At 60.4% G+C, this 22,444-nt stretch carries 17 protein-coding genes, 2 tRNA genes and 1 pseudogene; 4 read left to right on the top strand and 16 right to left on the bottom strand.

Annotated elements, in window-relative coordinates; all coding sequences use genetic code 11:
• Positions 1-52: 52 nt before the first annotated feature.
• The 11 genes and pseudogenes from CRN80_RS05670 to rnr form a co-directional block, all read right to left on the bottom strand.
• Positions 53-169: pseudogene (locus CRN80_RS05670) on the bottom strand (NAD synthetase); the annotation flags it as partial.
• Between the two features lie 560 nt (positions 170-729).
• A complete protein-coding gene (locus CRN80_RS05680) occupies positions 730-1,179 on the bottom strand; it encodes a hypothetical protein (RefSeq protein ID WP_047712445.1) in 450 nt (149 codons plus the stop codon).
• A complete protein-coding gene (locus CRN80_RS05685) occupies positions 1,176-2,108 on the bottom strand; it encodes an NAD synthetase (RefSeq protein WP_078802395.1) in 933 nt (310 codons plus the stop codon). Before CRN80_RS05685 ends, CRN80_RS05680 begins: the two co-directional genes overlap by 4 nt.
• A gap of 201 nt (positions 2,109-2,309) precedes the next feature.
• On the bottom strand, positions 2,310-4,613 hold the full coding sequence (locus CRN80_RS05690) for a YgiQ family radical SAM protein (protein ID WP_003188080.1): 2,304 nt from the start codon (positions 4,611-4,613) through the stop codon (positions 2,310-2,312).
• 184 nt (positions 4,614-4,797) lie between these two features.
• On the bottom strand, positions 4,798-6,195 hold the full coding sequence (gene dnaB / locus CRN80_RS05695) for a replicative DNA helicase (protein ID WP_003188079.1): 1,398 nt from the start codon (positions 6,193-6,195) through the stop codon (positions 4,798-4,800).
• Between the two features lie 110 nt (positions 6,196-6,305).
• Complete coding sequence (gene rplI / locus CRN80_RS05700; RefSeq protein WP_003171376.1) at positions 6,306-6,752, bottom strand: 50S ribosomal protein L9; 447 nt, start codon at positions 6,750-6,752, stop codon at positions 6,306-6,308.
• Between the two features lie 18 nt (positions 6,753-6,770).
• Positions 6,771-7,664, bottom strand: coding sequence for a hypothetical protein (locus CRN80_RS05705; protein ID WP_032893827.1), 894 nt, complete (start codon positions 7,662-7,664; stop codon positions 6,771-6,773).
• Positions 7,665-7,700: 36 nt separating this feature from the next.
• On the bottom strand, positions 7,701-7,931 hold the full coding sequence (gene rpsR / locus CRN80_RS05710; RefSeq protein ID WP_002551829.1) for a 30S ribosomal protein S18: 231 nt from the start codon (positions 7,929-7,931) through the stop codon (positions 7,701-7,703).
• A gap of 29 nt (positions 7,932-7,960) precedes the next feature.
• A complete protein-coding gene (rpsF, locus tag CRN80_RS05715; protein ID WP_098949725.1) occupies positions 7,961-8,377 on the bottom strand; it encodes a 30S ribosomal protein S6 in 417 nt (138 codons plus the stop codon).
• A 324-nt stretch (positions 8,378-8,701) separates the two neighbouring features.
• Positions 8,702-9,463, bottom strand: coding sequence for a 23S rRNA (guanosine(2251)-2'-O)-methyltransferase RlmB (rlmB, locus tag CRN80_RS05720; RefSeq protein ID WP_003188074.1), 762 nt, complete (start codon positions 9,461-9,463; stop codon positions 8,702-8,704).
• Complete coding sequence (rnr, locus tag CRN80_RS05725) at positions 9,460-12,087, bottom strand: ribonuclease R (protein WP_003188072.1); 2,628 nt, start codon at positions 12,085-12,087, stop codon at positions 9,460-9,462. The genes rlmB and rnr overlap by 4 nt, the downstream gene beginning before the upstream one ends.
• Positions 12,088-12,311: 224 nt before the next feature.
• Here rnr and CRN80_RS05730 point away from each other — a divergent pair.
• From CRN80_RS05730 to CRN80_RS05745, 4 genes are all read left to right on the top strand, one after another.
• Positions 12,312-12,398: transfer RNA gene (locus CRN80_RS05730), tRNA-Leu, on the top strand.
• A 154-nt stretch (positions 12,399-12,552) separates the two neighbouring features.
• Positions 12,553-12,639: transfer RNA gene (locus CRN80_RS05735), tRNA-Leu, on the top strand.
• Between the two features lie 144 nt (positions 12,640-12,783).
• Complete coding sequence (locus CRN80_RS05740; protein ID WP_098949726.1) at positions 12,784-13,809, top strand: iron ABC transporter substrate-binding protein; 1,026 nt, start codon at positions 12,784-12,786, stop codon at positions 13,807-13,809.
• The gene (locus CRN80_RS05745; RefSeq protein ID WP_098949727.1) at positions 13,809-15,362 is read left to right on the top strand and encodes an iron ABC transporter permease; all 1,554 of its coding nucleotides are present in this window, start codon (positions 13,809-13,811) and stop codon (positions 15,360-15,362) included. Before CRN80_RS05740 ends, CRN80_RS05745 begins: the two co-directional genes overlap by 1 nt.
• A 108-nt stretch (positions 15,363-15,470) precedes the next feature.
• Here the strand turns inward: CRN80_RS05745 and CRN80_RS05750 are convergent, their stop codons facing one another.
• From CRN80_RS05750 to hflK, 5 genes are all read right to left on the bottom strand, one after another.
• Entirely contained in the window at positions 15,471-17,405 is a 1,935-nt protein-coding gene (locus tag CRN80_RS05750; RefSeq protein WP_032893836.1) for a methyl-accepting chemotaxis protein, read from the bottom strand.
• A gap of 139 nt (positions 17,406-17,544) precedes the next feature.
• On the bottom strand, positions 17,545-18,834 hold the full coding sequence (locus tag CRN80_RS05755; RefSeq protein WP_003188067.1) for an adenylosuccinate synthase: 1,290 nt from the start codon (positions 18,832-18,834) through the stop codon (positions 17,545-17,547).
• A gap of 54 nt (positions 18,835-18,888) precedes the next feature.
• Positions 18,889-20,076: an ATP phosphoribosyltransferase regulatory subunit gene (locus tag CRN80_RS05760; protein WP_003188066.1), complete on the bottom strand. Its 1,188-nt coding sequence runs from the start codon at positions 20,074-20,076 to the stop codon at positions 18,889-18,891.
• 293 nt (positions 20,077-20,369) lie between these two features.
• Complete coding sequence (gene hflC / locus CRN80_RS05765; RefSeq protein ID WP_003188064.1) at positions 20,370-21,236, bottom strand: protease modulator HflC; 867 nt, start codon at positions 21,234-21,236, stop codon at positions 20,370-20,372.
• Positions 21,236-22,411: an FtsH protease activity modulator HflK gene (hflK, locus tag CRN80_RS05770; RefSeq protein WP_032893838.1), complete on the bottom strand. Its 1,176-nt coding sequence runs from the start codon at positions 22,409-22,411 to the stop codon at positions 21,236-21,238. Before hflK ends, hflC begins: the two co-directional genes overlap by 1 nt.
• Positions 22,412-22,444: the final 33 nt, after the last annotated feature.

A 22,444-nucleotide genomic window follows, 5' to 3' on the forward strand; every position in this document is an offset into this window, starting at 1 on the left:
TTGTACTGAATCATTGATACTCGGTAGTTCCTTGGTCAGCTTGGCCCTCTCTTTCTGCATCGATGGCCGCAAACAGCCGTGGCAAGTTGATCCGGCTCTCGATGCGCTGGCGCGCCATAAACTGAGAGCGGTTGGAATGCATGCCGATGGTGAACAAGGAGTTGCCCATAAGGTTCTTCCTTGAAATTTAGAGTGCCCCGACCGGCCTCATCGCAGCATAGGTATCTACACAACTTTGTAGGCTGTAGCAGCAGACGGTAACTACGATGCGAAGCGAGCCGCTCTTGATCTTGATCTGCTTTTGATCTCAGGCGCCCCGTTAAACCACGCTGGCCGGAATTCGACAGGGATTTGGGGGGTAAACCGGCAGGGATGCCGGTTTAGCCGCCCCGCGCCATGGATGGCGCGTGGCGGCGGCCCCCCAAATCACTGGCGGATTACGGGCACACCGAGCCTAAGCGAGGTGCCGAGTGGTGGGGCAAGAGCCCTTTGGTTACTTTGGGGCTCTTTTCCAAAGTGACCCGCCGTCAGGCGGAACCCTAAGTGGCCGCTACCGCAGCAATGGATATGTACACAAGCCAACTGTGTTGACTGCAAGGCCGTCTTCGCAGGCAAGCCAGCTCCCACACTTGAAATGCATTCCTCTGTGGGAGCTGGCTTGCCTGCGATAGCAATCTGATGGGCGCCACCCTAACAAACAGGCCACCGACCGCCAATAAACCTACCTAATCAACGGGCCTTGCGTTGCGCAATCGCCGCCCGACGCAGGTGACGTATTTCGAGTAATCGCTGGCGCATTTCACGATGGCGCTTGCTGTTGAGCAGCAACAAACCCAGCAGCGGAAACAACACCGCCGAGCCGTACACCAGGGTGTTGAGGCCGTATTGAATCATCGGCAACACGAACAGCAGGCAACACACCAGGTAGCCCGCCACCAGCCGGGTCGCCCAGGGGTACCCGCGTGCAATCATCACATTGCCAAACACCAGCACCGCCACCAGCACCAGGATTGCAGCCCCGGAGTAGTTGGCCTTGAGCGCCGGTTCAACCCCGCGCAAATAGGTCACGCCCGCCGTGGAGACCGCCACTGAGCCGGAAAAGATCGCCATGAAGATGGTGCCCATGAACACCGGAAAATAACGCGCAAGGAAACTGCGCCTATCGGGAAACCCCTTCATTCCGTCAGTTCCTCATACAGGCCTATGGCAAGCGTCGACGCCGAGCCGACATGGCCGGTTCGATAGCTGCCCCAAATACCCAACATGCCGCCCAAGGCGTCCTTGAGTTGGGTGAGCGTGGCATGGCGGATTTCCGTGGAGCTATAGCGCTTGGGCAACGTGCCGGCGCGCTGCTGCAACTTGAGCAACTTGGGGGTCAGGCTCGGGTCTTTGAGGCTGAGCAATTCCTGGGTCAACTTCTTGCGTTCCTGGCGATTCAAGCCCTTGAGCAACTCATACCAACTCTTGCCCAACGCAGCGGCTTTTTTGGCTTTGAGCAGCCTTAATGTGGTGAAGGCACCCGTTCCGATCCCCACCAACGACGCGGCATCGAGAATCGGTGACACCGCGCCGTACCACTGGGCGTCGTCCATGCGGTCGTTGGCCTCCGGGTCAAGGATCTCGTTATAGGTACGGGCCACGCCAAATCCGCACTGAGCACTGCTGGCCAGCGCGGCCGTGACGCCAATGCCCACCACAAAAGCACTGGCACCGGCAGTGAACGGGACGGCGACGCTGCCACTGAACACCACGATCCAACCAATGACTGCCGCGCCGCAGGAAAGGCCCATATCAAAGGCCTCCTTCTGGAGTCGTCCTTCACGGGGGTCGGTCTTCACCTGCTCGACAAACTGCGCCGGCGAGATGTACTTCTGCGCCTCGCGCAAAATGACGCGCTTGGGCTTGATGCTGCAGATGGGCTTGAATTCGCGCAGGGTGATTACGTTGAAGTCGGCGTCGATATACACCACGCCAGCACCGACGATGCTGGGGTCGGCGTCGATGACGGCGAACAGCCGTGGCAGGTTGATCTGGCTTTCAATGCGCTGGCGCGCCATGAATTGGGAGCGGTTGGAGTCCATGCCGATATTGAGCAAGGGGTTGCCCATAAGTGTTCTTCCTTGAAATTGAGAGTGCCCAGACCAGCCTCATCGCAGGCAAGCCAGCCCCACAGGGGAATGCATTCCAAGTGTGGGAGCTGGCTTGCCTGCGATAGCAATCTAATGGGCGCCACCTTACCAAACAGACTCAGCACCGACCAGAAAGCAAAACGCCAGCACGAGGCTGGCGTTTTGCATTTCAGGCGTCGATCAACGCGGCACTACCGGCTTGCGCGTAGGCTTGCCGCCCTTGCCCTTGGCCGCATCACTGCGCTCTTTGGCCGCCTGCTTGTTGCGCGCCTGGGCCGCAGCCTTGGCTTGTTCGCGCTTGTCCCACGGGTTGCTGCCGTCGCTGCCACGGGGTGGCAGGCCGGTGTGCTGGGTGAGGATCTTGGTGGTGGTTTCCTTGGCGACCTTATGGCTGCCCGCCGGCGTCGAGTTCTTGCGCCGGGCACTCTGGTAGCTGTCGGTGGACGGCTGGTGCAGCGGGATCAACTGGTCCTTGCCCGACCCGATCAGGTCGGCACGGCCCATGCGGGTCAATGCTTCACGCAGCATCGGCCAGCCCTTCGGGTCGTGGTAACGCAGGAACGCCTTGTGCAGGCGGCGCTGCTCCTCGCTCTTGACGATGGTTACCGCGTCGCTCTTGTAGGTGACCTTGCGCAGCGGGTTCTTGCCCGAGTGGTACATCGCGGTGGCGGTGGCCATCGGCGACGGGTAGAACGCCTGCACCTGGTCGGCACGGAAGCCATTGCCCTTGAGCCACAGGGCCAGGTTCATCATGTCTTCATCGGTGGTGCCAGGGTGCGCGGCGATGAAGTACGGGATCAGGTACTGCTCCTTGCCCGCTTCCTTGGTGTACTTCTCGAACATGCGCTTGAACTTGTCATAGCTGCCAATGCCCGGCTTCATCATCTGGTTGAGCGGACCTTCCTCGGTATGTTCCGGGGCGATCTTGAGGTAGCCACCGACGTGGTGGGTGACCAGCTCTTTGACGTATTCCGGCGACTCGACGGCCAGGTCGTAGCGCAGGCCAGAAGCGATCAGGATCTTCTTCACACCCGGCAACGCACGGGCACTGCGGTACAGCTGGATCAACGACGAGTGGTCGGTGTTCAGGTTCGGGCAGATACCAGGGAACACGCACGATGGCTTGCGGCACGCGGATTCGATCTCCGGGCTCTTGCAGGCGATGCGGTACATGTTGGCGGTCGGGCCGCCCAGGTCGGAGATCACGCCAGTGAAGCCCGGCACTTTGTCGCGGATCTCTTCGATTTCGCGAATGATCGACTCTTCGGAACGGTTCTGGATGATGCGGCCTTCGTGCTCGGTGATCGAGCAGAAGGTGCAGCCGCCGAAGCAGCCACGCATGATGTTCACCGAGAAACGGATCATGTCGTAGGCCGGGATCTTCTCCTTGCCATACGCTGGGTGCGGTACGCGGGCGTAGGGCATGCCGAACACGTAGTCCATTTCTTCGGTGGTCATGGGAATGGGCGGCGGGTTGAACCACACGTCCACTTCACCGTGCTTCTGCACCAGGGCGCGGGCGTTGCCTGGGTTGGTTTCCAGGTGCAACACGCGGTTGGCGTGGGCATAGAGCACCGCGTCGCCGCGGACTTTTTCCACCGAGGGCAGGCGGATCACAGTTTTGTCACGGGTCATGCGCGGGCTGGCCAGGATCTGCACAACCTTGGCTTCTTCCGGATCGTCCACCGGGCCTTTTTCTTGCTCAATGGCGCAGGCCTGGGTGTCCTGGGTATTCACGTACGGGTTGATGATCTTGTCGATCTTGCCCGGACGGTCGATGCGCGTGGAATCCACTTCGTACCAACCGGCTGGGGTATCGCGGCGGATGAACGCGGTGCCGCGCACATCGGTGATGTCTTCGATCTTGTGGCCCCACGACAGGCGCTGGGCAACCTCGACGATGGCCCGCTCGGCGTTGCCGTACAGCAGGATATCGGCGGTGGCGTCGATCAGGATCGAGTTGCGCACGCGGTCTTGCCAGTAGTCGTAGTGGGCGATGCGGCGCAGGGAAGCTTCGATGCCGCCGAGTACAATCGGCACGTTCTTGTAGGCTTCCTTGCAACGCTGGCTGTACACCAGGCTCGCACGGTCCGGGCGTTTGCCGGCCATACCGCCAGGGGTGTAGGCGTCGTCGGAGCGGATTTTCTTGTCGGCGGTGTAGCGGTTGATCATCGAGTCCATGTTGCCGGCCGCGACGCCGAAGAACAGGTTCGGCTCGCCGAGCTTCATGAAGTCGTCTTTGGACTGCCAGTTCGGTTGCGCGATGATCCCGACGCGAAAGCCCTGGGACTCCAGCAGCCGGCCGATGATCGCCATGCCGAACGAGGGGTGGTCAACATAGGCATCACCGGTGACGATGATGATGTCGCACGAATCCCAGCCAAGCTGATCCATCTCCTCCCTGCTCATCGGCAGGAATGGCGCAGGACCGAAACATTCGGCCCAGTACTTGGGATAGTCAAATAACGGCTTGGCTGTTTGCATGACGGTGACCGGTGTGAAGATGAAAAATCGCGGGCGCGGAATATAGCACAAAATTTGACCAATTCCGACGGCAGTAGTCGGAATTGTGGTGACCCCATCGCAGGCAAGCCAGCTCCCACAGGAGAACGCAGTCCACATGTGGGAGCTGGCTTGCCTGCGATGAGGCCCTTACAGGTGCTTGAAACTACTCGTCGTCGTCGAAGTTGTAGCTACCCGGCGCCAGGTTCTCGAAACGCGTGTACTTGCCGATGAACGCCAAACGGATAAACCCGATCGGGCCGTTCCGCTGCTTGCCGATGATGATTTCGGCAATGCCTTTGTGTTCCGTCTCGGGGTGGTACACCTCGTCGCGGTACACGAACATGATCACGTCGGCGTCCTGCTCGATCGCTCCGGATTCCCGCAAGTCGGAGTTCACCGGGCGCTTGTTGGGACGTTGTTCCAAGGAACGGTTGAGCTGGGACAGCGCCACCACCGGGCAGTTGAATTCCTTGGCCAGGGCTTTCAGGGAACGGGAGATTTCAGAAATCTCGTTGGTACGGTTGTCGCCGCTGGAACCGGGGATCTGCATCAACTGCAGGTAGTCGATCATGATCAGGGCGATGTCGCCATGCTCACGCACCAGGCGCCGGGTGCGTGCGCGCATTTCGGACGGACTGATACCCGCGGTGTCATCGATGAACAGCTTGCGGTCGTTGAGCAGGTTGACCGCCGAGGTCAGGCGCGGCCAGTCGTCGTCTTCCAACTGACCGGAACGCACCTTGGTCTGGTCGATACGGCCCAGGGACGAAAGCATACGCATGATCAGCGATTCGCCTGGCATCTCGAGGGAGTACACCAGCACCGCCTTATCGCTGCGCAACACGGCGTTTTCCACCAGGTTCATCGCGAAAGTAGTCTTACCCATGGACGGACGGCCGGCGACGATGATCAAGTCGGACGGCTGCAGGCCGCTGGTCTTTTCGTCGAGGTCGGTGTAACCGGTGGAAATACCGGTAATCGCGGCATCGGTGTTGAACAAGGTGTCGATGCGGTCGATGGCCTTGGTCAGCAGGTCGTTGACGCTGACCGGCCCGCCGGTTTTCGGGCGGGCTTCGGCGATCTGGAAGATCTGGCGCTCGGCTTCGTCAAGGATCTCGGCGGCAGTGCGGCCTTCGGGGTTGAAGGCGCTGTCGGCGATTTCGGTGCTGATGCCGATCAACTGGCGCAACGTAGCGCGCTCGCGGACGATCTGGGCGTAGGCCTTGATGTTGGCGACGGACGGCGTGTTTTTCGCCAGCTCACCGAGGTAGCCCAGGCCGCCCACTTGGGAGGTCTGGCCTTCCTTGTCCAGCTGCTCGGCCAGGGTGACCACGTCGATCGGTGAGTTCTGGTCGGCCAGCTTGGCGATGGCGCGGAAGATCAGGCGGTGGTCATGGCGATAGAAATCACCGTCCGAGACTTGATCCAGCACGCGTTCCCAGGCGTTGTTGTCCAGCATCAAACCACCGAGCACGGCCTGTTCGGCCTCGATGGAATGCGGCGGCACCTTCAGGGCAGCGGTTTGCAGATCGTATTGCTCAGGAGCGGAGATTTCGTTCATGGCCACTTGGAATTTGGGGTGTGTAGAAAAACAAAAGGCACGACCTGTAAACAGGATCGTGCCCGATGTTAACCGGCTGACACGCGAGGTGCCAGTCAGTTAGGTGCGACTTAAGCTGCTACCACGACAACGCGTACGGTGGCTTCAACTTCGGCGTGCAGGTGCACGGCTACGTCGAATTCGCCTACGTTGCGGATGGTGCCGTTCGGCAGACGAACTTCGCTCTTCTGCACTTCAACGCCGGAGGCGGTCAGTGCATCAGCGATGTCGTGGGTGCCGATCGAACCGAACAGCTTGCCTTCGTCACCAGCGGTGGCAGTGATAGTCACTTCCAGCTCAGCCAGTTGGGCAGCGCGAGTTTCGGCCGACGCTTTTTTGTCTGCTGCGGCTTTTTCCAGCTCAGCACGACGCTCTTCAAACGCAGCCAGGTTGGCAGCGGTTGCAGCGGTGGCTTTGCCGTATGGCAGCAGGTAGTTACGACCGTAGCCGGCCTTAACGTTCACTTTGTCGCCCAGGTTGCCCAGGTTGGCGACTTTTTCCAGAAGGATCAGTTGCATGTGAAAATCCTCTAACTTTTAACCTTCACCGTTCGCGTTATCGGCGTCTTTCGACGCCAGACGACCGCGAAAATCAATCAGGCTGTCAACAATGGCCAAGACCACGAGTAACGGATAGATCAGCTGCATGAACAGCACCAGCGTGACGTACAACCCCACCAGCCAAAACTTGGCCAGTCGCTTTTGCGCAGCAAGCCCATGAATCAGGGCCAGCCCGGCAAACACCAGCGGTACGCTGCAAATCGGCGCCAGCAAGGCCATCTGTGGGCCGAAGTTCGGCCCGACAACCATGCACGCCAGCAGCAACATCGCCGGCCCCGCTGGGATTCTGATACTGCGAAACTCGCGACCAAAACCACCCGGGTTGTACAACAACGCTTGCCAATAACGCCCAAGAATCAGGCTCAGCACGCTGACGACCTGCAACAAAGCCGCAATCAGGCCGGTCAGGACCGGAGCAATCAGTGACGCAAACCGCGCTCGCTCATCTACCGACAACTGCTGGTAGAGATCCCCGAGGGCCAACGGCAGGATCTTGACGATCTCCTGCGCCAGCGCCTCGATTTGCGGGCGGAAAGCCGCGCCAAGCATCACTGAGTACACCAACCCCAATGCCACGCTGACCAGCAGCGTACGGACCCAGGACTCACTTGCGCGCAAAACCAACGCAAGGCTCGATGACCCCAGCAGTACCAGAAGTACCCGTGGATCACCCATTTGCAGCCACCAGATCAAGGCCGGCAACAAACCCAGGGCAAGAACGCCAAGGGCGTCCTTCAAACCGCGCCGCAGCAGCACAAGGCAACCTGCGGCAGCACCCAACCAATAAAGCAACGGCAATGCCGCACATCCAGCCACTACCAGAGTGGCCTGCACGCGACCGCGCATGATGAACTCAGCTAAGGCGCGCATGCATTCAATCCCTTACTACTTGTCGACTGCCCGGTCTCAGCGGCCGTGGCTGTCGGTGTAGGCCAGCAGGGCCAGGAAGCGGGCACGCTTGATAGCGGTGGCCAGCTGACGCTGATAACGTGCTTTGGTACCGGTGATACGGCTTGGAACGATTTTGCCGGTCTCGGATACGTAGGCTTTCAGAGTGTTGAGATCTTTGTAATCGATCTCTTTCACGTCTTCAGCGGTGAAGCGGCAAAATTTACGACGACGGAAGAAACGTGCCATTTGATAGGCTCCTTAATAAGGTCCGTGGATTACTCGTCAGCGTTATCGCTGCTGTCACTGTCATCAGCGCTATCATCAGCACCTTCTTCAGGACGATCGCGACGCTCACGGCGCTCACTGCGGTTTTCTTCAGCCTTGAGCATCTCGGATTGGCCGGTAACGGCTTCTTCGCGACGGATGACCAGGTTACGGATCACTGCATCGTTGTAGCGGAAGTTGTCTTCCAGCTCGGCCAGGGCCTTGCCAGTGCACTCAACGTTCAGCATCACGTAGTGAGCCTTGTGAACATTGTTGATTGCGTAGGCCAGTTGACGACGGCCCCAATCTTCCAGACGGTGGATTTTGCCGCCGTCTTCTTCGATCAGCTTGGTGTAACGCTCAACCATGCCGCCGACTTGCTCGCTTTGATCCGGGTGGACCAAAAAGATGATTTCGTAATGACGCATGAATGCTCCTTACGGGTTGTAGCCTGCCGCTCAAAAACGGTCAGACAAGGAGTGAATGACACTTATGGATCTTGCCGCAGGGGAGGCACATCGGTGCCTGCCAGGAAGGCAAGGGGCGCAATTGTAGAGAAGGGGGAGAAGCGGCGCAAGGTAATTGGTGATTATTTGAACAACCCCAAGCACCACAAAAACAAATGTAGGAGCGAGCTTGCTCGCGAAAAAATCACAGACACCGCGCTCATTCAGGAAACCCGCGTTATCGTTGACGTTTTTCGCGAGCAAGCACGCTCCTACATTAAGATTGAGGCATGCCCCACACTGCAATTACTTCTTGGGCTTGGCCTTAGCCTTGGCACCACGCTGACGCTGGGCTTCAAACAGGCAAACACCCGTCGCAACCGACACATTGAGGCTGCTGACGCTACCGGCCATCGGCAGGTGTACCAGGTAATCGCAATGCTCACGGGTCAGACGACGCATGCCTTTGCCTTCGGCGCCCATGATCAGGATAGTCGGGCCGGTGAGGTCCTGGTCATAGATGCTGACCTCGGCCTCCCCCGCCGTGCCCACGACCCACAGGCCGCGTTGCTGGAGCTTCTCCAGGGTACGCGCGAGGTTGGTCACGGCCACCAGCGGAATCACTTCCGCCGCACCGCAGGCGACCTTGCGCACCACCGGCGTCAGGGTCGCGGACTTGTCCTTGGGCACGATCACGGCCAGCGCACCGGCAGCATCCGCCGAGCGCAGGCAGGCGCCGAGGTTGTGCGGGTCGGTCACGCCGTCCAGCACCAAGAGCAACGGCGCGCCTTCGGTACGGTCGAGCAGCTCGTCGAGCATCGCCTCGCCCCACACCTGGCTCGGGCTGACGTCGGCAACCACGCCCTGGTGAACGCCTTCGACCCACACGTCCATTTCACGACGTTCGGCCTGGCCGATGGCAACCTTGTTTTGCGTAGCCAACTCGACCAGCGCCTGTACGCGCGGCTCGCTGCGACCTTCGGCCAACCACACCTGCTTAACGCGCTTGGGGTGGTGACGCAGCAGTGCTTCTACGGCGTGCACGCCGTAGATTTTTTCCAGACTCATGACTTGGCCTTAGGTTTGCGCGACCCGCCGCTTTTTGCGGGAGCCGAACCCGCTTTTGGCGGGCCTTTACGGTGTTTACTTGGCTTGCTCGACGGTTTTTCCGCCCCTTGGGACTTTCCCCCAGACGCCGCTTTACCACCGCTTTTGGCTTCGTTGAGCAACTGCTGCTTCAACTCGCGGCTCTTGCGCAGCTCGGCGTTTTTCGCCGCGGCGTCGCTTGGGCGGTAGGCTTCAGGGGCCTTGTCCTTGGCGGAAGAGCGACGACCGGCCTTGGCAGGTGCAGGCTCAGCGGTGGTTTTCGCCGCAGCCGTTTTGCCTTTGGACGCAGGCGCTGTGGTTTCACCACGCTTTTTGCGACCCGCAGGCTCAGCTGGTTTGTCAGGCATGCCGAAGTCGATCTTGCGCTCGTCGAGGTCGACACGCATGACCTGCACTTCAACGGTATCGCCCAGGCGGAAGCTGCGACCGGTGCGCTCGCCCGCCAAGCGGTGATGCACAGGATCGAAGTGGTAGTAGTCACCCGGCAATGCGGTGACGTGCACCAGGCCCTCGACGTAGATGTCGGTCAGCTCGACGAACAGGCCAAAACCGGTCACGGCGGTGATCACACCCGGGAACGACTCGCCCACGCGATCCTTCATGAACTCGCATTTGAGCCAGTTCACCACGTCGCGGGTGGCTTCGTCAGCACGGCGCTCGCTCATGGAACACTGCTCGCCCAGCTGTTCCAGGGCCGCTTCGTCGTACGGATAGATCCGTGCTTTCGGAATGGTCATGGCACCAGCGCGCTTGACGTGCGGGGTGTTCTGCTTGGAATGGATCACGCTGCGGATCGCCCGGTGCGTGAGCAAGTCCGGGTAACGACGAATCGGCGAAGTGAAGTGGGTGTACGCCTCGTAATTCAGGCCGAAGTGGCCCTGGTTATCGGCGCTGTACACCGCCTGGCTCAGCGAGCGCAGCATCACGGTCTGGATCACGTGGTAATCCGGACGGTCTTTGATGCTGGCCAGCAGGGCCTGGTAATCCTTCGGCGTCGGGCCGTCCTTGCCTTTGTGCAGGGACAGGCCAAGCTCACCGAGGAAGGCGCGCAGCTTTTCCAGGCGCTCCGGCGGCGGGCCGTCGTGCACACGGTACAACGCAGGAATTTCGTGCTTCTTGAGGAACTCGGCAGTGGCCACGTTGGCCGCCAGCATGCATTCCTCGATCAGCTTGTGCGCGTCGTTGCGAGTGGTCGGGGTGATCGCCGCAATCTTGCGCTCGGAGCCGAAGACAATCCGGGTTTCCTGGGTTTCGAAATCGATCGCGCCACGGGTATGACGGGCACCCAGCAACACCTTGTACAGCGAGTAAAGCTGCTTGAGGTGCGGTACCACGCCAGCGTATTCGGTACGCAGGGCCTTGGCTTCGCTGGTCTTCGGCGTTTCCAGGATGGTGCTGACCTTGTTGTAGGTCAGGCGCGCCTGGGAGTGGATCACCGCTTCGTAGAATTGGTAGTCGGTCATTTCGCCGGTTTTGGAGATGGTCATCTCGCACACCATGGCCAAACGGTCGACTTTCGGGTTCAGGGAGCACAGGCCGTTGGACAGCTGCTCAGGCAGCATCGGGATCACGCGCTCAGGGAAATACACGGAGTTGCCGCGCACCTGGGCTTCGTTATCCAGGGCCGAACCGATCTTCACGTAGCTGGAGACGTCGGCAATCGCCACGTACAACTTCCAGCCGCCGGAGAACAGGCGCAGCTTGCCTGGCTTGGCTTCGCAGTACACCGCATCGTCGAAGTCGCGTGCATCTTCGCCGTCAATGGTGACGAACGGCAGATGGCGCAGGTCGATGCGTTTTTCTTTGTCTTTCTCTTCGACTTCCGGCTTGAGCTTGGCGGCTTCTTTGAGCACAGCCTCAGGCCAGACGTGAGGAATATCGTAGGTGCGCAAGGCAACGTCGATTTCCATGCCCGGCGCCATGTAGTTGCCGACCACTTCAACGATATCGCCCTGGGGCTGGAAGCGCGCAGTCGGCCAGTGGGTGATTTTCACCTCGACGAACTGGCCGACCTTGGCTGCGCCATTGCGGCCCGGGGTGATCAGCACTTCCTGCTGGACCTTCGGGTTATCCGGCACAACGAAGCCGATGCCGCCTTCTTCGAAGTAACGGCCGACGATGGACTCATGGGCACGGGACACCACTTCGACGATCACGCCTTCGCGGCGGCCGCGGCGGTCCAGGCCAGAAACCCGCGCCAGGGCACGGTCGCCATCGAACACCAGGCGCATTTGCGCCGGGCTCATGAACAGGTCGTCGCTGCCGTCGTCCGGGATCAGGAAGCCGAAGCCATCACGGTGGCCGGCAATGCGACCCAGGATCAGGTCCAGCTTGTCGACCGGCGCGTAAGTGCCACGACGGGTGTAGATCAATTGAGCATCGCGCTCCATCGCACGCAGACGGCGGCGCAGGGCTTCGAGCTGGTCTTCGGTGGTCAGACCGAATTCTTCAACCAACTGCTCGCGGCTAGCAGGCGAACCACGATCGGCGAGGTGCGCCAGGATCAGTTCGCGGCTAGGAATAGGGTTTTCATATTTTTCCGCTTCACGAGCGGCCTCGGGATCGAGGGACTGCCAATCGGCCATTAGAGAGTTTTCACCTTGTCTATATGCGGGTTAGTTTGGCATACGCGTATTGAAACGGGAAATTTCAGGTATCAACAAGCGTTTAAAAGCCCTTTGCGACCCCCGGCGCGCACCTTGCACGACCACTGGCGAAATTTTCCAGGCTTTTTTCATGGCAGGGGTTTACAGCTCAAATATCGCTCCGTATAGTGCGCGCCATCGACGACGGCAACGTTGTTGATGCTGCCCAGGTGGTGAAATTGGTAGACACGCCAGCTTCAGGTGCTGGTGATCGCAAGGTCGTGGAAGTTCGAGTCTTCTCCTGGGCACCAAATTCAGATCAAACCCGCGAAAGCGGGTTTTTTCGTTTCAGGCCTTTGATTTTTAACGGAAAAATTGATTTATATTTTTCGAATCAGGGGTTTACAGATCAAAAGCCCCGCCGTATAGTTCGCCCCATCAACAGCGGCAACGTTGTTAGATAATGCCCAGGTGGTGAAATTGGTAGACACGCCAGCTTCAGGTGCTGGTGATCGCAAGGTCGTGGAAGTTCGAGTCTTCTCCTGGGCACCAAATTCAGATCAAACCCGCGAAAGCGGGTTTTTTCGTTTCCGGGGTTTGAAAACTTCACCGGTGATTTCCCCCTCATCCGCACTTGAGAAGATTTATCGTTTATCCTTGCAATGATTTGTTGCATATAAGCGAGGAACACTTCGGATGATGATCCGTGACAACCGACTCAAGACATCCCTTCTGCGCGGCCTGACCCTCACCCTACTCAGCCTGACCCTGCTCTCGCCCGCCGCCCATTCTGCCGACAAGGTCTCCCTGACCTTATACAACGGCCAACACAAAGAAGTCGGCGATGAACTCGCCAAGGCCTTCGAAGCCAAGACCGGCATCCACGTCAACGTGCGCAAAGGCAGCAGCAACCAGCTGGCCAGCCAGGTCGTCGAAGAAGGTGAGCGCTCCCCTGCCGACGTCATCTACACCGAAGAATCACCGCCCCTGAATAAACTCGGCGAGCAAGGCCTGTTGGCAAAAATCGATGCCAGCACCCTCGATGTTCTACCCAAGGATTACGTGGGCAAAAACGGCGATTGGATGGGCGTGACCGCACGCACCCGCGTCGTGGCCTTCAACCCGAAACTGGTTGCTGAAAAAGACTTGCCCAAATCGGTGTTGGATTTCGCTGACCCCGAGTGGCAAGGCAAGGTCGGCTTCGTGCCCACCAGCGGCGCGTTCCAGGAACAAGCCGTGGCGATCATCAAGCTGCACGGTCGCGAAGCCGCCGAAGAATGGCTGACCGGCCTGCGCGCCTTCGGCAAGGTGTACAGCAACAATATGGTAGCCCTCAAGGCCGTGGAAAACGGCGAAGTGGCCACCGTGCTGGTGAACAACTACTACTGGTTTGCCCTGAAAAAGGAAAAAACCAATCTGGACTCCCAGCTGCATTACTTCACCGATGGCGATGCCGGCGGCCTGATCACCGTGTCCTCCGCTGCCGCACTCAAATCCAGCAAACATCCCAAAGAAGCTCAGCAATTGCTGGCATTTATGGCCAGCGAAGAAGGCCAGCGCGTGATCACCAACACCTCGGCCGAGTACCCGCTGCGCAAGGGTATGGAATCGAACCGTGGCCTCAAGCCATTTAGCGAGTTGCAGCCGCCGAAAGTCACCCCCGCAGACCTGGGTAACGCCGAAGAAGCTCTGGAACTGGAACGTGACGTTGGCCTGAACTGATGAACCCATCGCTTTCCGTCGCGGGGTTCACCCCCCGTCGCAAACGCCCGTCGATCTGGCTGCTGCTGCCCGTGCTGTTGCTGGTTGGCCTGAGCCTGTTGCCACTCGCCTATGTCGGGCTCAAAGCCTGGCAGGCGGGCTGGACGGAGGCGGTGCATCTACTGTGGCGGCCTTATGTGTTCGGGCTGCTGCGCAACACCCTGGCGCTGATGGTCGGCGTGACCCTGACCTGCGGCGTGATCGGCCTGTCCCTGGCCTGGCTGCTGGAACGCAGCAACCTGCCAGGTCGGCGCCTCTGGGGCGTGATTCTTTGTCTGCCGTTTGCGGTGCCGGCGTTTGTCAGCAGTTTTACCTGGGTGTCGCTGAGTGCCCAGTTCGAGGGGCTCGGCGGCGCGATTCTGGTGATGAGCCTGTCCAAATACCCGCTGGTGTTTCTGCCGGTGGCGGCAACGCTGCGCAATCTTGACCCCTCCCTGGAAGAATCGGCCCGCACGCTGGGGCTCAACCGCTGGGGCGTGTTCTTTCGCATCACACTCCCACTGTTGTGGCCATCGCTGCTGGCTGGCTCACTATTGATCGCACTGCACATGCTGGTGGAATTCGGCGCGCTGTCGATCATCGGCTTACAGACCTTCACCACTGCGATCTATCAGCAGTTCGAACTGGAATTCAGCAATGCCAATGCGGCGATGCTCTCGGCAGTGCTGCTGCTGATGTGCCTGACGCTGCTGTGGCTGGAGCTGCGCGTACGCGGCAAAGGCCGGCACGTGCGGATCGGCCAGGGCGCGGCGCGACACGCCGAGCAGGTTCGACTGGGCCAGTGGGCGCCATTGGGCCAGGTGTATTGCCTGGCGCTGGCGATCATTGGCAGCGGCATTCCGCTGGGGATGCTCGGGTATTGGTTGGCAGTCGGTTCGTCGGCAGCGTTTCCGATGGCCGAGATCGGTGAGGCACTGCTGTCATCCCTGGCGCTCTCGCTGGGCGGCGCCGCACTGTGCCTGGTACTGGCCGTGCCGGTGGGGTTGCTGGTGGTGCGCTACAAAGGCCAACTGGCGATCTGGGCCGAACGTTTGCCGTACCTACTGCATGCCCTGCCCGGCCTAGTGATTGCGTTGACCCTGGTGTATTTCGCCCTGCATTACGTGCCGGCGCTGTACCAAACCTCGGCGTTGTTGCTGATTGCTTATGCGCTGCTGTTTTTGCCGTTGGCACAGGCGCCGATTCGTACAGCGCTGAACAAGGCGGCTCCACAACTGGAAGAGGCTGCGCGCACATTAGGCGCATCGTCGTTCAGTGCGTTTTGCAGAGTCACCCTGCCGATCATATTCCCGGCATTGGGTGCGGCGTTTGCGTTGGTGTTCCTGGATGCGATGAAGGAACTGACGGCCACGCTGCTGCTGAGCCCGACCGGGTTGAATACCTTGGCGACGGCCGTCTGGGCGCATACCTCGAATGTGGAATTTGCAGCGGCGGCGCCGTATGCGGCGTTGTTGATAGTGGTGTCGGGGTTGCCGGTGTATCTGCTTACGACGCGGATGTATTTGAGCCGCTGAAACAGCTATCGCAGGCAAGCCAGCTCCCACAGTTGACCGCGCTCCAACTTTGGAATGCAGTTGAATGTGGGAGCTGGCTTGCCTGCGATGAGGCCAGTCCAGGCAACCTCAAGCCCTGAACTGCCCCAAACTCGCCTTCAACTGCGCCGCCAACCCATCCAGCACCTTGCCACTGGCCGTCGTCTCCACCACCGCCTGCGCCGCACGCTCGGCCTGGGCATGGATCACCTCCACGCGCCCACGCACCGCATGCGCGCCCTGAGCCTGATGCTCAGCCGCACGCGTCGCCAGGCCGATGGCAGCATGCACCTGCTCCACCGAAGCCTGTACCGTCTGCTGCAAGCGCACGCTGTCGCGCAGCACCAGCAGCCCCTCATTGGCCTGACGCCCGGCCTTGCCGATGGTTTCCACGGCCTCACGCGCGCCCTGCTGCAACGCGACGATATGCGCCTGGATATCGCCCGTAGAGCTTTGAGTCTTGCTGGCCAGCGCCCGCACTTCATCGGCCACCACCGCAAAGCCGCGCCCAGTCTCACCAGCCCGCGCCGCTTCGATGGCCGCGTTGAGGGCGAGCAGGTTGGTTTGCTCGGCGATGCCGTGGATCACGGTCAACACCACTTCAATCTGTTCGCTTTGCTGCGCCAGCCGTTCGATCACCTGGGAACCGGCCTGCACTTGCCCCGCCAACGCCTCGATCAAGCTGCCGACTTCGGCCGAGGTCCGTGAGTTTTCATCCGTGGCCTGGCGAATATCCACCACCTGCTGCAAGGCCGCCTGCATGGCGTGGCTTTCGGCCTGGGCCTCGTCGGCCATTTGCGACAAGGCGCGCAGACTCTCGGCCACTTCATCACGCTGCAAGCCCGCCGCCGCATCGGCGCCGGCATTGCGCAACGTCATGGCGCCGATTTCCACGCCGGTACGCTGGGCCACGTCGCCAGCCTCGCGCACGATGGGCTGCAACTTATCCACAAAGCGATTGACCGCCGAGGCCATATCGCCGATTTCGTCCTTGCTGTTGATCTGCACGCGCTTGGTGAGGTCGCCCTCGCCGGCCGCCAGGTCATCCATAGCGGCAATCAGCAGCTTCAGGCGATTGACCACGCGCCGGCCCAGCACGATAGCGATCAACAGCAATACGCCAAGCCCCACCAGTGCCAGGCCCATGCCGATGCGCCAGCGCAGGGTGCCCGCCGCGTCTTGCACGGCGCTGGCGGTATTGGCTGTCATTTGCGTGGCAGTGGCTTGCGCCGATTGCAGCCGGGCGCCCATGGCGCTGGCGCTGTCAGCTGCGGCGCCCTTGAGGCTGTCACCCACCAGTTGGTCACCGCTGGCGATCAGCGCGGCAAAGCGCTTATCCAAGGCTTGCAGGTCGGCCTCAACCGCTGCGGTCGACACACCCATGCGCACTTTGCCGATTTCCACACCGTTGGGGCTGATGGAGGCTTCGACGTAATACACGGACGGGTCTGTCTTGGCCGCGTCCAGCACCTTATCCAAGGCACGCTCCCCCGCACCCTTTGCCAGCAGGGCCTGGTTGATCGGGTTTTCTCGGTTCAGGTATCGGGTCAGGTGCTCGCCTGCGGCGTCGTCGTACACCACGAACAGCACATTGGGGTTGCGCTGGGCCCGGCGGGCGAACTCCGACAACGTGGGAACATCGCTGTCCCACATGGCACGGGGCGCGACCGACGCTAGCAGTTGCGCCATGTCATTGGCGGAGTCCTGCAGGTCTTTTTCCAACGTCGCACGCAACTGCTTTTGCTCTTCCTGCAAGCGCGTGGAAAGCCCGGCCGTCAGACGCTGGCGCGTGCTGGCAGACAGGCTGTCCAGGCTGGAGGTGACTTCCTTGCCAGCCTGGGCCAGCTCGCCAGACAACTTCTGGCTATCAATGCCCAGGCGATTGCCCAAATCGGCCTCCAGTGCCGTCACCGTGCTCCGCGTCAGCGCGACGGCCACCAGCACTTGCACCAAAAGAGCGATACCAAGGGTAACGAACACCGGCCGCAACAGACGGCTTTGTAACAACGAGAGAACGGCAGACACTGGAAATCCCTCCACCACGGGTGCCACTAATTTGATAGCACCTCGAAAGAGGGAAACACAGCAAGGGTCGTGCCGCCTGCCAGGCAGAAACGACAAAGGGCTCCCTGAGGAGCCCTTTGCCTGTTACATCAACAGCTTATTACGCGAACGGGTGACGCAGAACGATGGTCTCGTTGCGGTCCGGGCCCGTCGAAATAATGTCGATCGGTGCGCCAATCAGCGCTTCGACGCGCTTGATGTAGGCACGAGCGTTGGCCGGCAGCTCTTCCAGGGTCTTGGCGCCCACGGTCGATTCAGTCCAGCCCGGCACTTCTTCGTACACAGGCTGCAGGCCCACGTAGCTGTCAGCGTCGGTCGGGGCAACGTCGTTACCTTCAGCATCTTTATAGCCGGTGCAGATGTTGATGGTTTCCAGGCCGTCGAGTACGTCCAGCTTGGTCAGGCAGATGCCCGAGATGCTGTTCACATCGATAGCGCGACGCAGGATAACGGCATCGAACCAGCCACAACGACGAGCACGGCCAGTGGTGGCGCCGAATTCGTGACCTTGCTTGGCCAGGTGCGCACCGACGTCGTCGAACAGTTCAGTCGGGAACGGGCCCGAACCTACGCGAGTGGTGTAGGCCTTGGTGATACCCAGGATGTAGTCCAGGAACATCGGGCCAACGCCAGAACCGGTGGCAACGCCGCCAGCGGTGGTGTTGGAGCTGGTCACGTACGGGTAGGTACCGTGGTCGATGTCCAGCAACGAACCCTGGGCGCCTTCGAACATGATGTCTTTGCCAGCGCGACGCAGGTCGTGCAGCTCGGCCGTCACGTCCAGCATCAGCGGCTTGAGCAGCTCAGCGTATTCCTTGCACTCGGCCAGGGTCTTTTCAAACTCGATGGCGGGCTCTTTGTAGTAACCCACCAGCATGAAGTTGTGGTAATCCACCAGTTCACGCAGTTTGTCTTCAAAGCGCGGCATGTTGAGCAGGTCGCCCACACGCAGGCCACGACGTGCAACCTTGTCTTCGTAGGCCGGGCCGATGCCGCGACCGGTGGTGCCGATCTTCAGCTCGCCACGCGCCTTTTCACGGGCCTGGTCCAGCGCAACGTGGAAGGACAGGATCAGCGGGCAGGACGGGCTGATACGCAGGCGCTCGCGCACCGGTACGCCTTTCTCTTCCAGCTTGGTGATCTCGCGCAGCAGGGCGTCAGGTGCGACCACCACGCCGTTGCCGATCAGGCACTGCACGCCTTCGCGCAGGACACCCGACGGGATCAGGTGCAAGACGGTTTTTTCGCCATCGATGACCAGGGTGTGGCCAGCGTTGTGGCCACCTTGGTAGCGCACTACGGCGGCAGCATGTTCGGTCAGCAGATCAACGATCTTGCCTTTGCCCTCATCACCCCATTGGGTGCCCAGGACTACGACATTCTTACCCATAACACTTGTCCTCATTCGCGCAAACTTGGTGCCGGCGATGGCCGGCAGGAAAACTCAAGAAGCCAGTGGCGATACTTGCCAAAGCCCGTTCTGCTGAATCAATTGCCGGTCGCAGTCCGCTTCACGGGCGGCGGCCAATGGCTGCCCAGGCAAGGCCTGGACTACACGCTGACCCTCACGGCGTAACTGGCAAACCTGCTGCCAGAGCGCTGCGTCCGTACTGTCGGGCATCCAGATGCCACCAGACGGCAGCTCGACCTCAGCACGCCCCAGGGTCACCAGGGTTTTCAAATCGGTGGAAAAACCAGTGGCCGGACGCGCACGACCGAAGTCGGCGCCGATATCGTCATAGCGACCACCTTGGGCGATGGCCTGGCCAACACCCGGAACGAACACCGCGAACACCACACCGGTGTGGTAGTGGTAGCCGCGCAATTCACCCAGATCAAAATACAGCGGCAGCTCCGGGAACCGCGCCGACAAGCGCTCGGCAATCGCCAGCACGTCATCCAGTGCCGCCAATACCGGTGCCGGCGCATTGGCCAGGCGCTCACGCGCAGCCACCAGCACTTCACGACCGCCGCACAGGTCTACCAGCGCCCGCAGCATGCCAGCCAGCTCAGCAGGCACACCCTCGGTGAGGGCGATCACTTCATCGATCGCCTTGCGCTGCAGGGCATCGAACAACTGTTGCTCCACTTCACCGGACAACCCGGCGGCGCGCGCCAGGCCACGGTAGATACCGACGTGGCCCAGGTCCATGTGCACATCCGGCACATCTGCCAGTTGCAGCATGGCCAGCATCAGGCTGATCACTTCAACATCGCTGCTCGGGCTGGCATCGCCGTACAACTCGGCGCCCAACTGGATCGGGCTACGGGAAGACGACAAAGCGCGTGGCTGGGCATGCAGTACGCTGCCGGCATAGCACAGGCGGCTCGGGCCTTCGCGACGCAGGGTGTGCGCATCGATGCGCGCCACTTGCGGCGTGATGTCGGCACGGAACCCCATTTGCCGGCCCGATTGCGGGTCGATGACCTTGAAGGTGCGCAGATCCAGGTCCTGGCCCGCGCCGGTCAGCAGGGATTCCAGGTACTCGATATGGGGAGTCACGACAAACTCGTAACCCCAGCTCTGGAACAGATCCAACACCTGGCGACGCGCTACTTCAATGCGCGCAGCTTCTGGTGGCAGTACTTCTTCGATGCCATCTGGCAGCAGCCAGCGGTCTACCGTTGCCATTACGCCATTCCCCTTTGATCCGGGCGGCCAGCCCTCGGCCGAGCCTTGAGTGAAGCAGAAAATACCCGCCCCTTGCATAAACCACGCGCAAGAGCGACGTGACGAACGGCCTGCAAACGGCCTCGTCGGGCACTTTCCTCGAAAAACCTGTCACGCCTGCCGAATCAAACATGCAGACGCAAAAAAGCCGGGAATTTCCCGGCTGCCGCATCATACACCCGTTTTCTGAAAGGATCACCCCGCCAGGCATTTTAGCCGCCCGACGGAGTGCGCCTTACAGAATCACGGGCTGGTTACTTGGACTTTTCCAGGTAGCGAAAGAAGTCGCTGCTCGGGTCCAGTACCAGTACGTCGGTTTTGTTCGCGAAGCTTTCACGGTAGGCGCGCAGGCTACGGTAGAACGCGTAGAACTCCTGGTCCTGGCCGTAGGCCTTGGCGTAGATCGCCGCAGCTTGAGCATCGCCATCACCACGCGCCTCTTCAGACTCACGGTAGGCTTCTGCCAGCAGTACACGACGCTGACGGTCGGCATCGGCACGGATACCTTCAGCCAACTCGTTACCCTTGGCGCGGTGCTCACGCGCTTCACGCTCACGCTCGGTGCTCATACGCTCGAACACGCTGCGGTTCACTTCCTTGGGCAGGTCAATGGCCTTGACGCGAACGTCGACCACTTCAATACCCAATTCTTTTTCCGCCATGGTGTTCAGCGAACGGGTGATGTCCGCCATCAGCGCATCACGTTCACCGGATACCACCTCGTGCAGGGTGCGCTTACCAAACTGGTCACGCAGGCCCGATTCCAGACGACGGGACAAACGCTCGTCGGCAATCTGCTTGAGGCCGGAAGTCGCAGTGTAGAAGCGCTCGGCATCCTTGACGCGCCACTTGGCGTAGGCGTCAACCATCACGGCTTTCTTTTCCAGGGTCAGGAAGCGCTGTGTCGGTGCATCCAGGGTCATCAGGCGGGCGTCGAACTTGCGCACCTGGTTGACGTAGGGGACTTTCACATGCAGGCCCGGCTGGACATCCGCCTGGACCACGCGACCGAATTGCAGCAGCACCGCACGCTCGGTCTGAGCGACGATGTAGAAGCAGTTCCAGGCAGCGATGACCACGACGACGCCCACAATCAGGGCGGTCAGCGATTTATTGCTCATCAACGGCTCTCCCTGGTACGTGTTTGCTGTTGCAGCAAGTCAGCGGCCGCACGGGCGCTCGCTTCGTTGGCAGCGGCATTCGAACCGGTGGACGGTGCGCCAGTGCCGCTACGACCACCTTCGATCATCTTGTCCAGCGGCAGGTACAGCAGGTTGTTCTGCCCACCTTTGCTGCCGGTCACGAGAACCTTGCTGGTGTTGCTGAAGACTTCCTGCATGGTGTCCAGGTACAGACGCTCACGCGTGACTTCCGGCGCCTTGCGGTACTCGGCGACCAGCTTGGTGAAACGATCTGCCTCACCCTTGGCGCGGGAGACCACTTCATCGCGGTAACCGTTGGCATCTTCAAGGATGCGCTGGGCCTGACCACGGGCTTCCGGCACAACGCCGTTGGCATAGGTTTCAGCCTGGTTGCGCGAACGCTGCTCGTCTTCACGGGCACGGATCACGTCGTCAAAGGCTTCCTGCACTTCACGCGGTGCCGCTGCGCTCTGTACGTTCACCTGGGTAACGGTGATACCGGTACGGTAAGTGTCGAGGAAGCGTTGCAGACGCTCCTTGATTTCGCTGGCCATCAACTCACGACCTTCGGTGAGCACCTGGTCCATGGCGGTAGAACCCACCACGTGGCGCAGGGCACTTTCGGTTGCGTGTTGCAGGCTGATTTCCGGCTGATCAACGTTCAGCACGAAGTCTTGCAGGTTGCTGATCTTGTACTGCACGGTCAGCGGCACTTCGACGATGTTCTCGTCTTCGGTCAGCATCTGGCCCTGCTTGGTGTACGCACGCTCACGCGTCACGTTCTCCATGTACTTCTTGTCGATCGGCGGGAAATAGATATTCAGGCCCGGGCCGACAGTCTCGTAGTACTTGCCGAAGCGCAGCACCACGGCTTGCTCCTGCTCGTCCACCACGTACACGGCGCTGTAGAGCCATACGGCCGCCAGCACGACAAGACCCAGGCCCAGCAGGCCATAGCCACCGCCCTTGCTTGTGCGACCGCCGTCGTCACCACCACGTTTTTTCCCACCACCGAACAACCCATTCAGGCTTTCCTGCAGCTTTCGGAAGGCCTCGTCGAGATCCGGTGGCCCCTTGCGGTCGCCATTATTGCGGCGCTTACCACCCCAAGGATCCTGATTATTCGAGTTGCCACCCGGCTCATTCCAAGCCATAGCGCTCTCCATCTGATAAAGCAAAGACGCACC

Source organism: Pseudomonas sp. FDAARGOS_380 (assembly GCF_002591235.1).
Classification (GTDB): Bacteria; Pseudomonadota; Gammaproteobacteria; order Pseudomonadales; family Pseudomonadaceae; genus Aquipseudomonas; species Aquipseudomonas salmasensis.

Excerpts from the sequence above, each read along its gene's own strand:
- CRN80_RS05680 (WP_047712445.1), bottom strand. The coding sequence starts at position 1,179 with ATGAAGGGGTTTCCCGATAGGCGCAGTTTCCTTGCGCGTTATTTTCCG.
- CRN80_RS05685 (WP_078802395.1), bottom strand. The coding sequence starts at position 2,108 with ATGGGCAACCCCTTGCTCAATATCGGCATGGACTCCAACCGCTCCCAA.
- CRN80_RS05690 (WP_003188080.1), bottom strand. The coding sequence starts at position 4,613 with ATGCAAACAGCCAAGCCGTTATTTGACTATCCCAAGTACTGGGCCGAA.
- dnaB (WP_003188079.1), bottom strand. The coding sequence starts at position 6,195 with ATGAACGAAATCTCCGCTCCTGAGCAATACGATCTGCAAACCGCTGCC.
- rplI (WP_003171376.1), bottom strand. The coding sequence starts at position 6,752 with ATGCAACTGATCCTTCTGGAAAAAGTCGCCAACCTGGGCAACCTGGGC.
- CRN80_RS05705 (WP_032893827.1), bottom strand. The coding sequence starts at position 7,664 with ATGCGCGCCTTAGCTGAGTTCATCATGCGCGGTCGCGTGCAGGCCACT.
- rpsR (WP_002551829.1), bottom strand. The coding sequence starts at position 7,931 with ATGGCACGTTTCTTCCGTCGTCGTAAATTTTGCCGCTTCACCGCTGAA.
- rpsF (WP_098949725.1), bottom strand. The coding sequence starts at position 8,377 with ATGCGTCATTACGAAATCATCTTTTTGGTCCACCCGGATCAAAGCGAG.
- rlmB (WP_003188074.1), bottom strand. The coding sequence starts at position 9,463 with ATGAGTCTGGAAAAAATCTACGGCGTGCACGCCGTAGAAGCACTGCTG.
- rnr (WP_003188072.1), bottom strand. The coding sequence starts at position 12,087 with ATGGCCGATTGGCAGTCCCTCGATCCCGAGGCCGCTCGTGAAGCGGAA.
- CRN80_RS05740 (WP_098949726.1), top strand. The coding sequence starts at position 12,784 with ATGATGATCCGTGACAACCGACTCAAGACATCCCTTCTGCGCGGCCTG.
- CRN80_RS05745 (WP_098949727.1), top strand. The coding sequence starts at position 13,809 with ATGAACCCATCGCTTTCCGTCGCGGGGTTCACCCCCCGTCGCAAACGC.
- CRN80_RS05755 (WP_003188067.1), bottom strand. The coding sequence starts at position 18,834 with ATGGGTAAGAATGTCGTAGTCCTGGGCACCCAATGGGGTGATGAGGGC.
- CRN80_RS05760 (WP_003188066.1), bottom strand. The coding sequence starts at position 20,076 with ATGGCAACGGTAGACCGCTGGCTGCTGCCAGATGGCATCGAAGAAGTA.
- hflC (WP_003188064.1), bottom strand. The coding sequence starts at position 21,236 with ATGAGCAATAAATCGCTGACCGCCCTGATTGTGGGCGTCGTCGTGGTC.
- hflK (WP_032893838.1), bottom strand. The coding sequence starts at position 22,411 with ATGGCTTGGAATGAGCCGGGTGGCAACTCGAATAATCAGGATCCTTGG.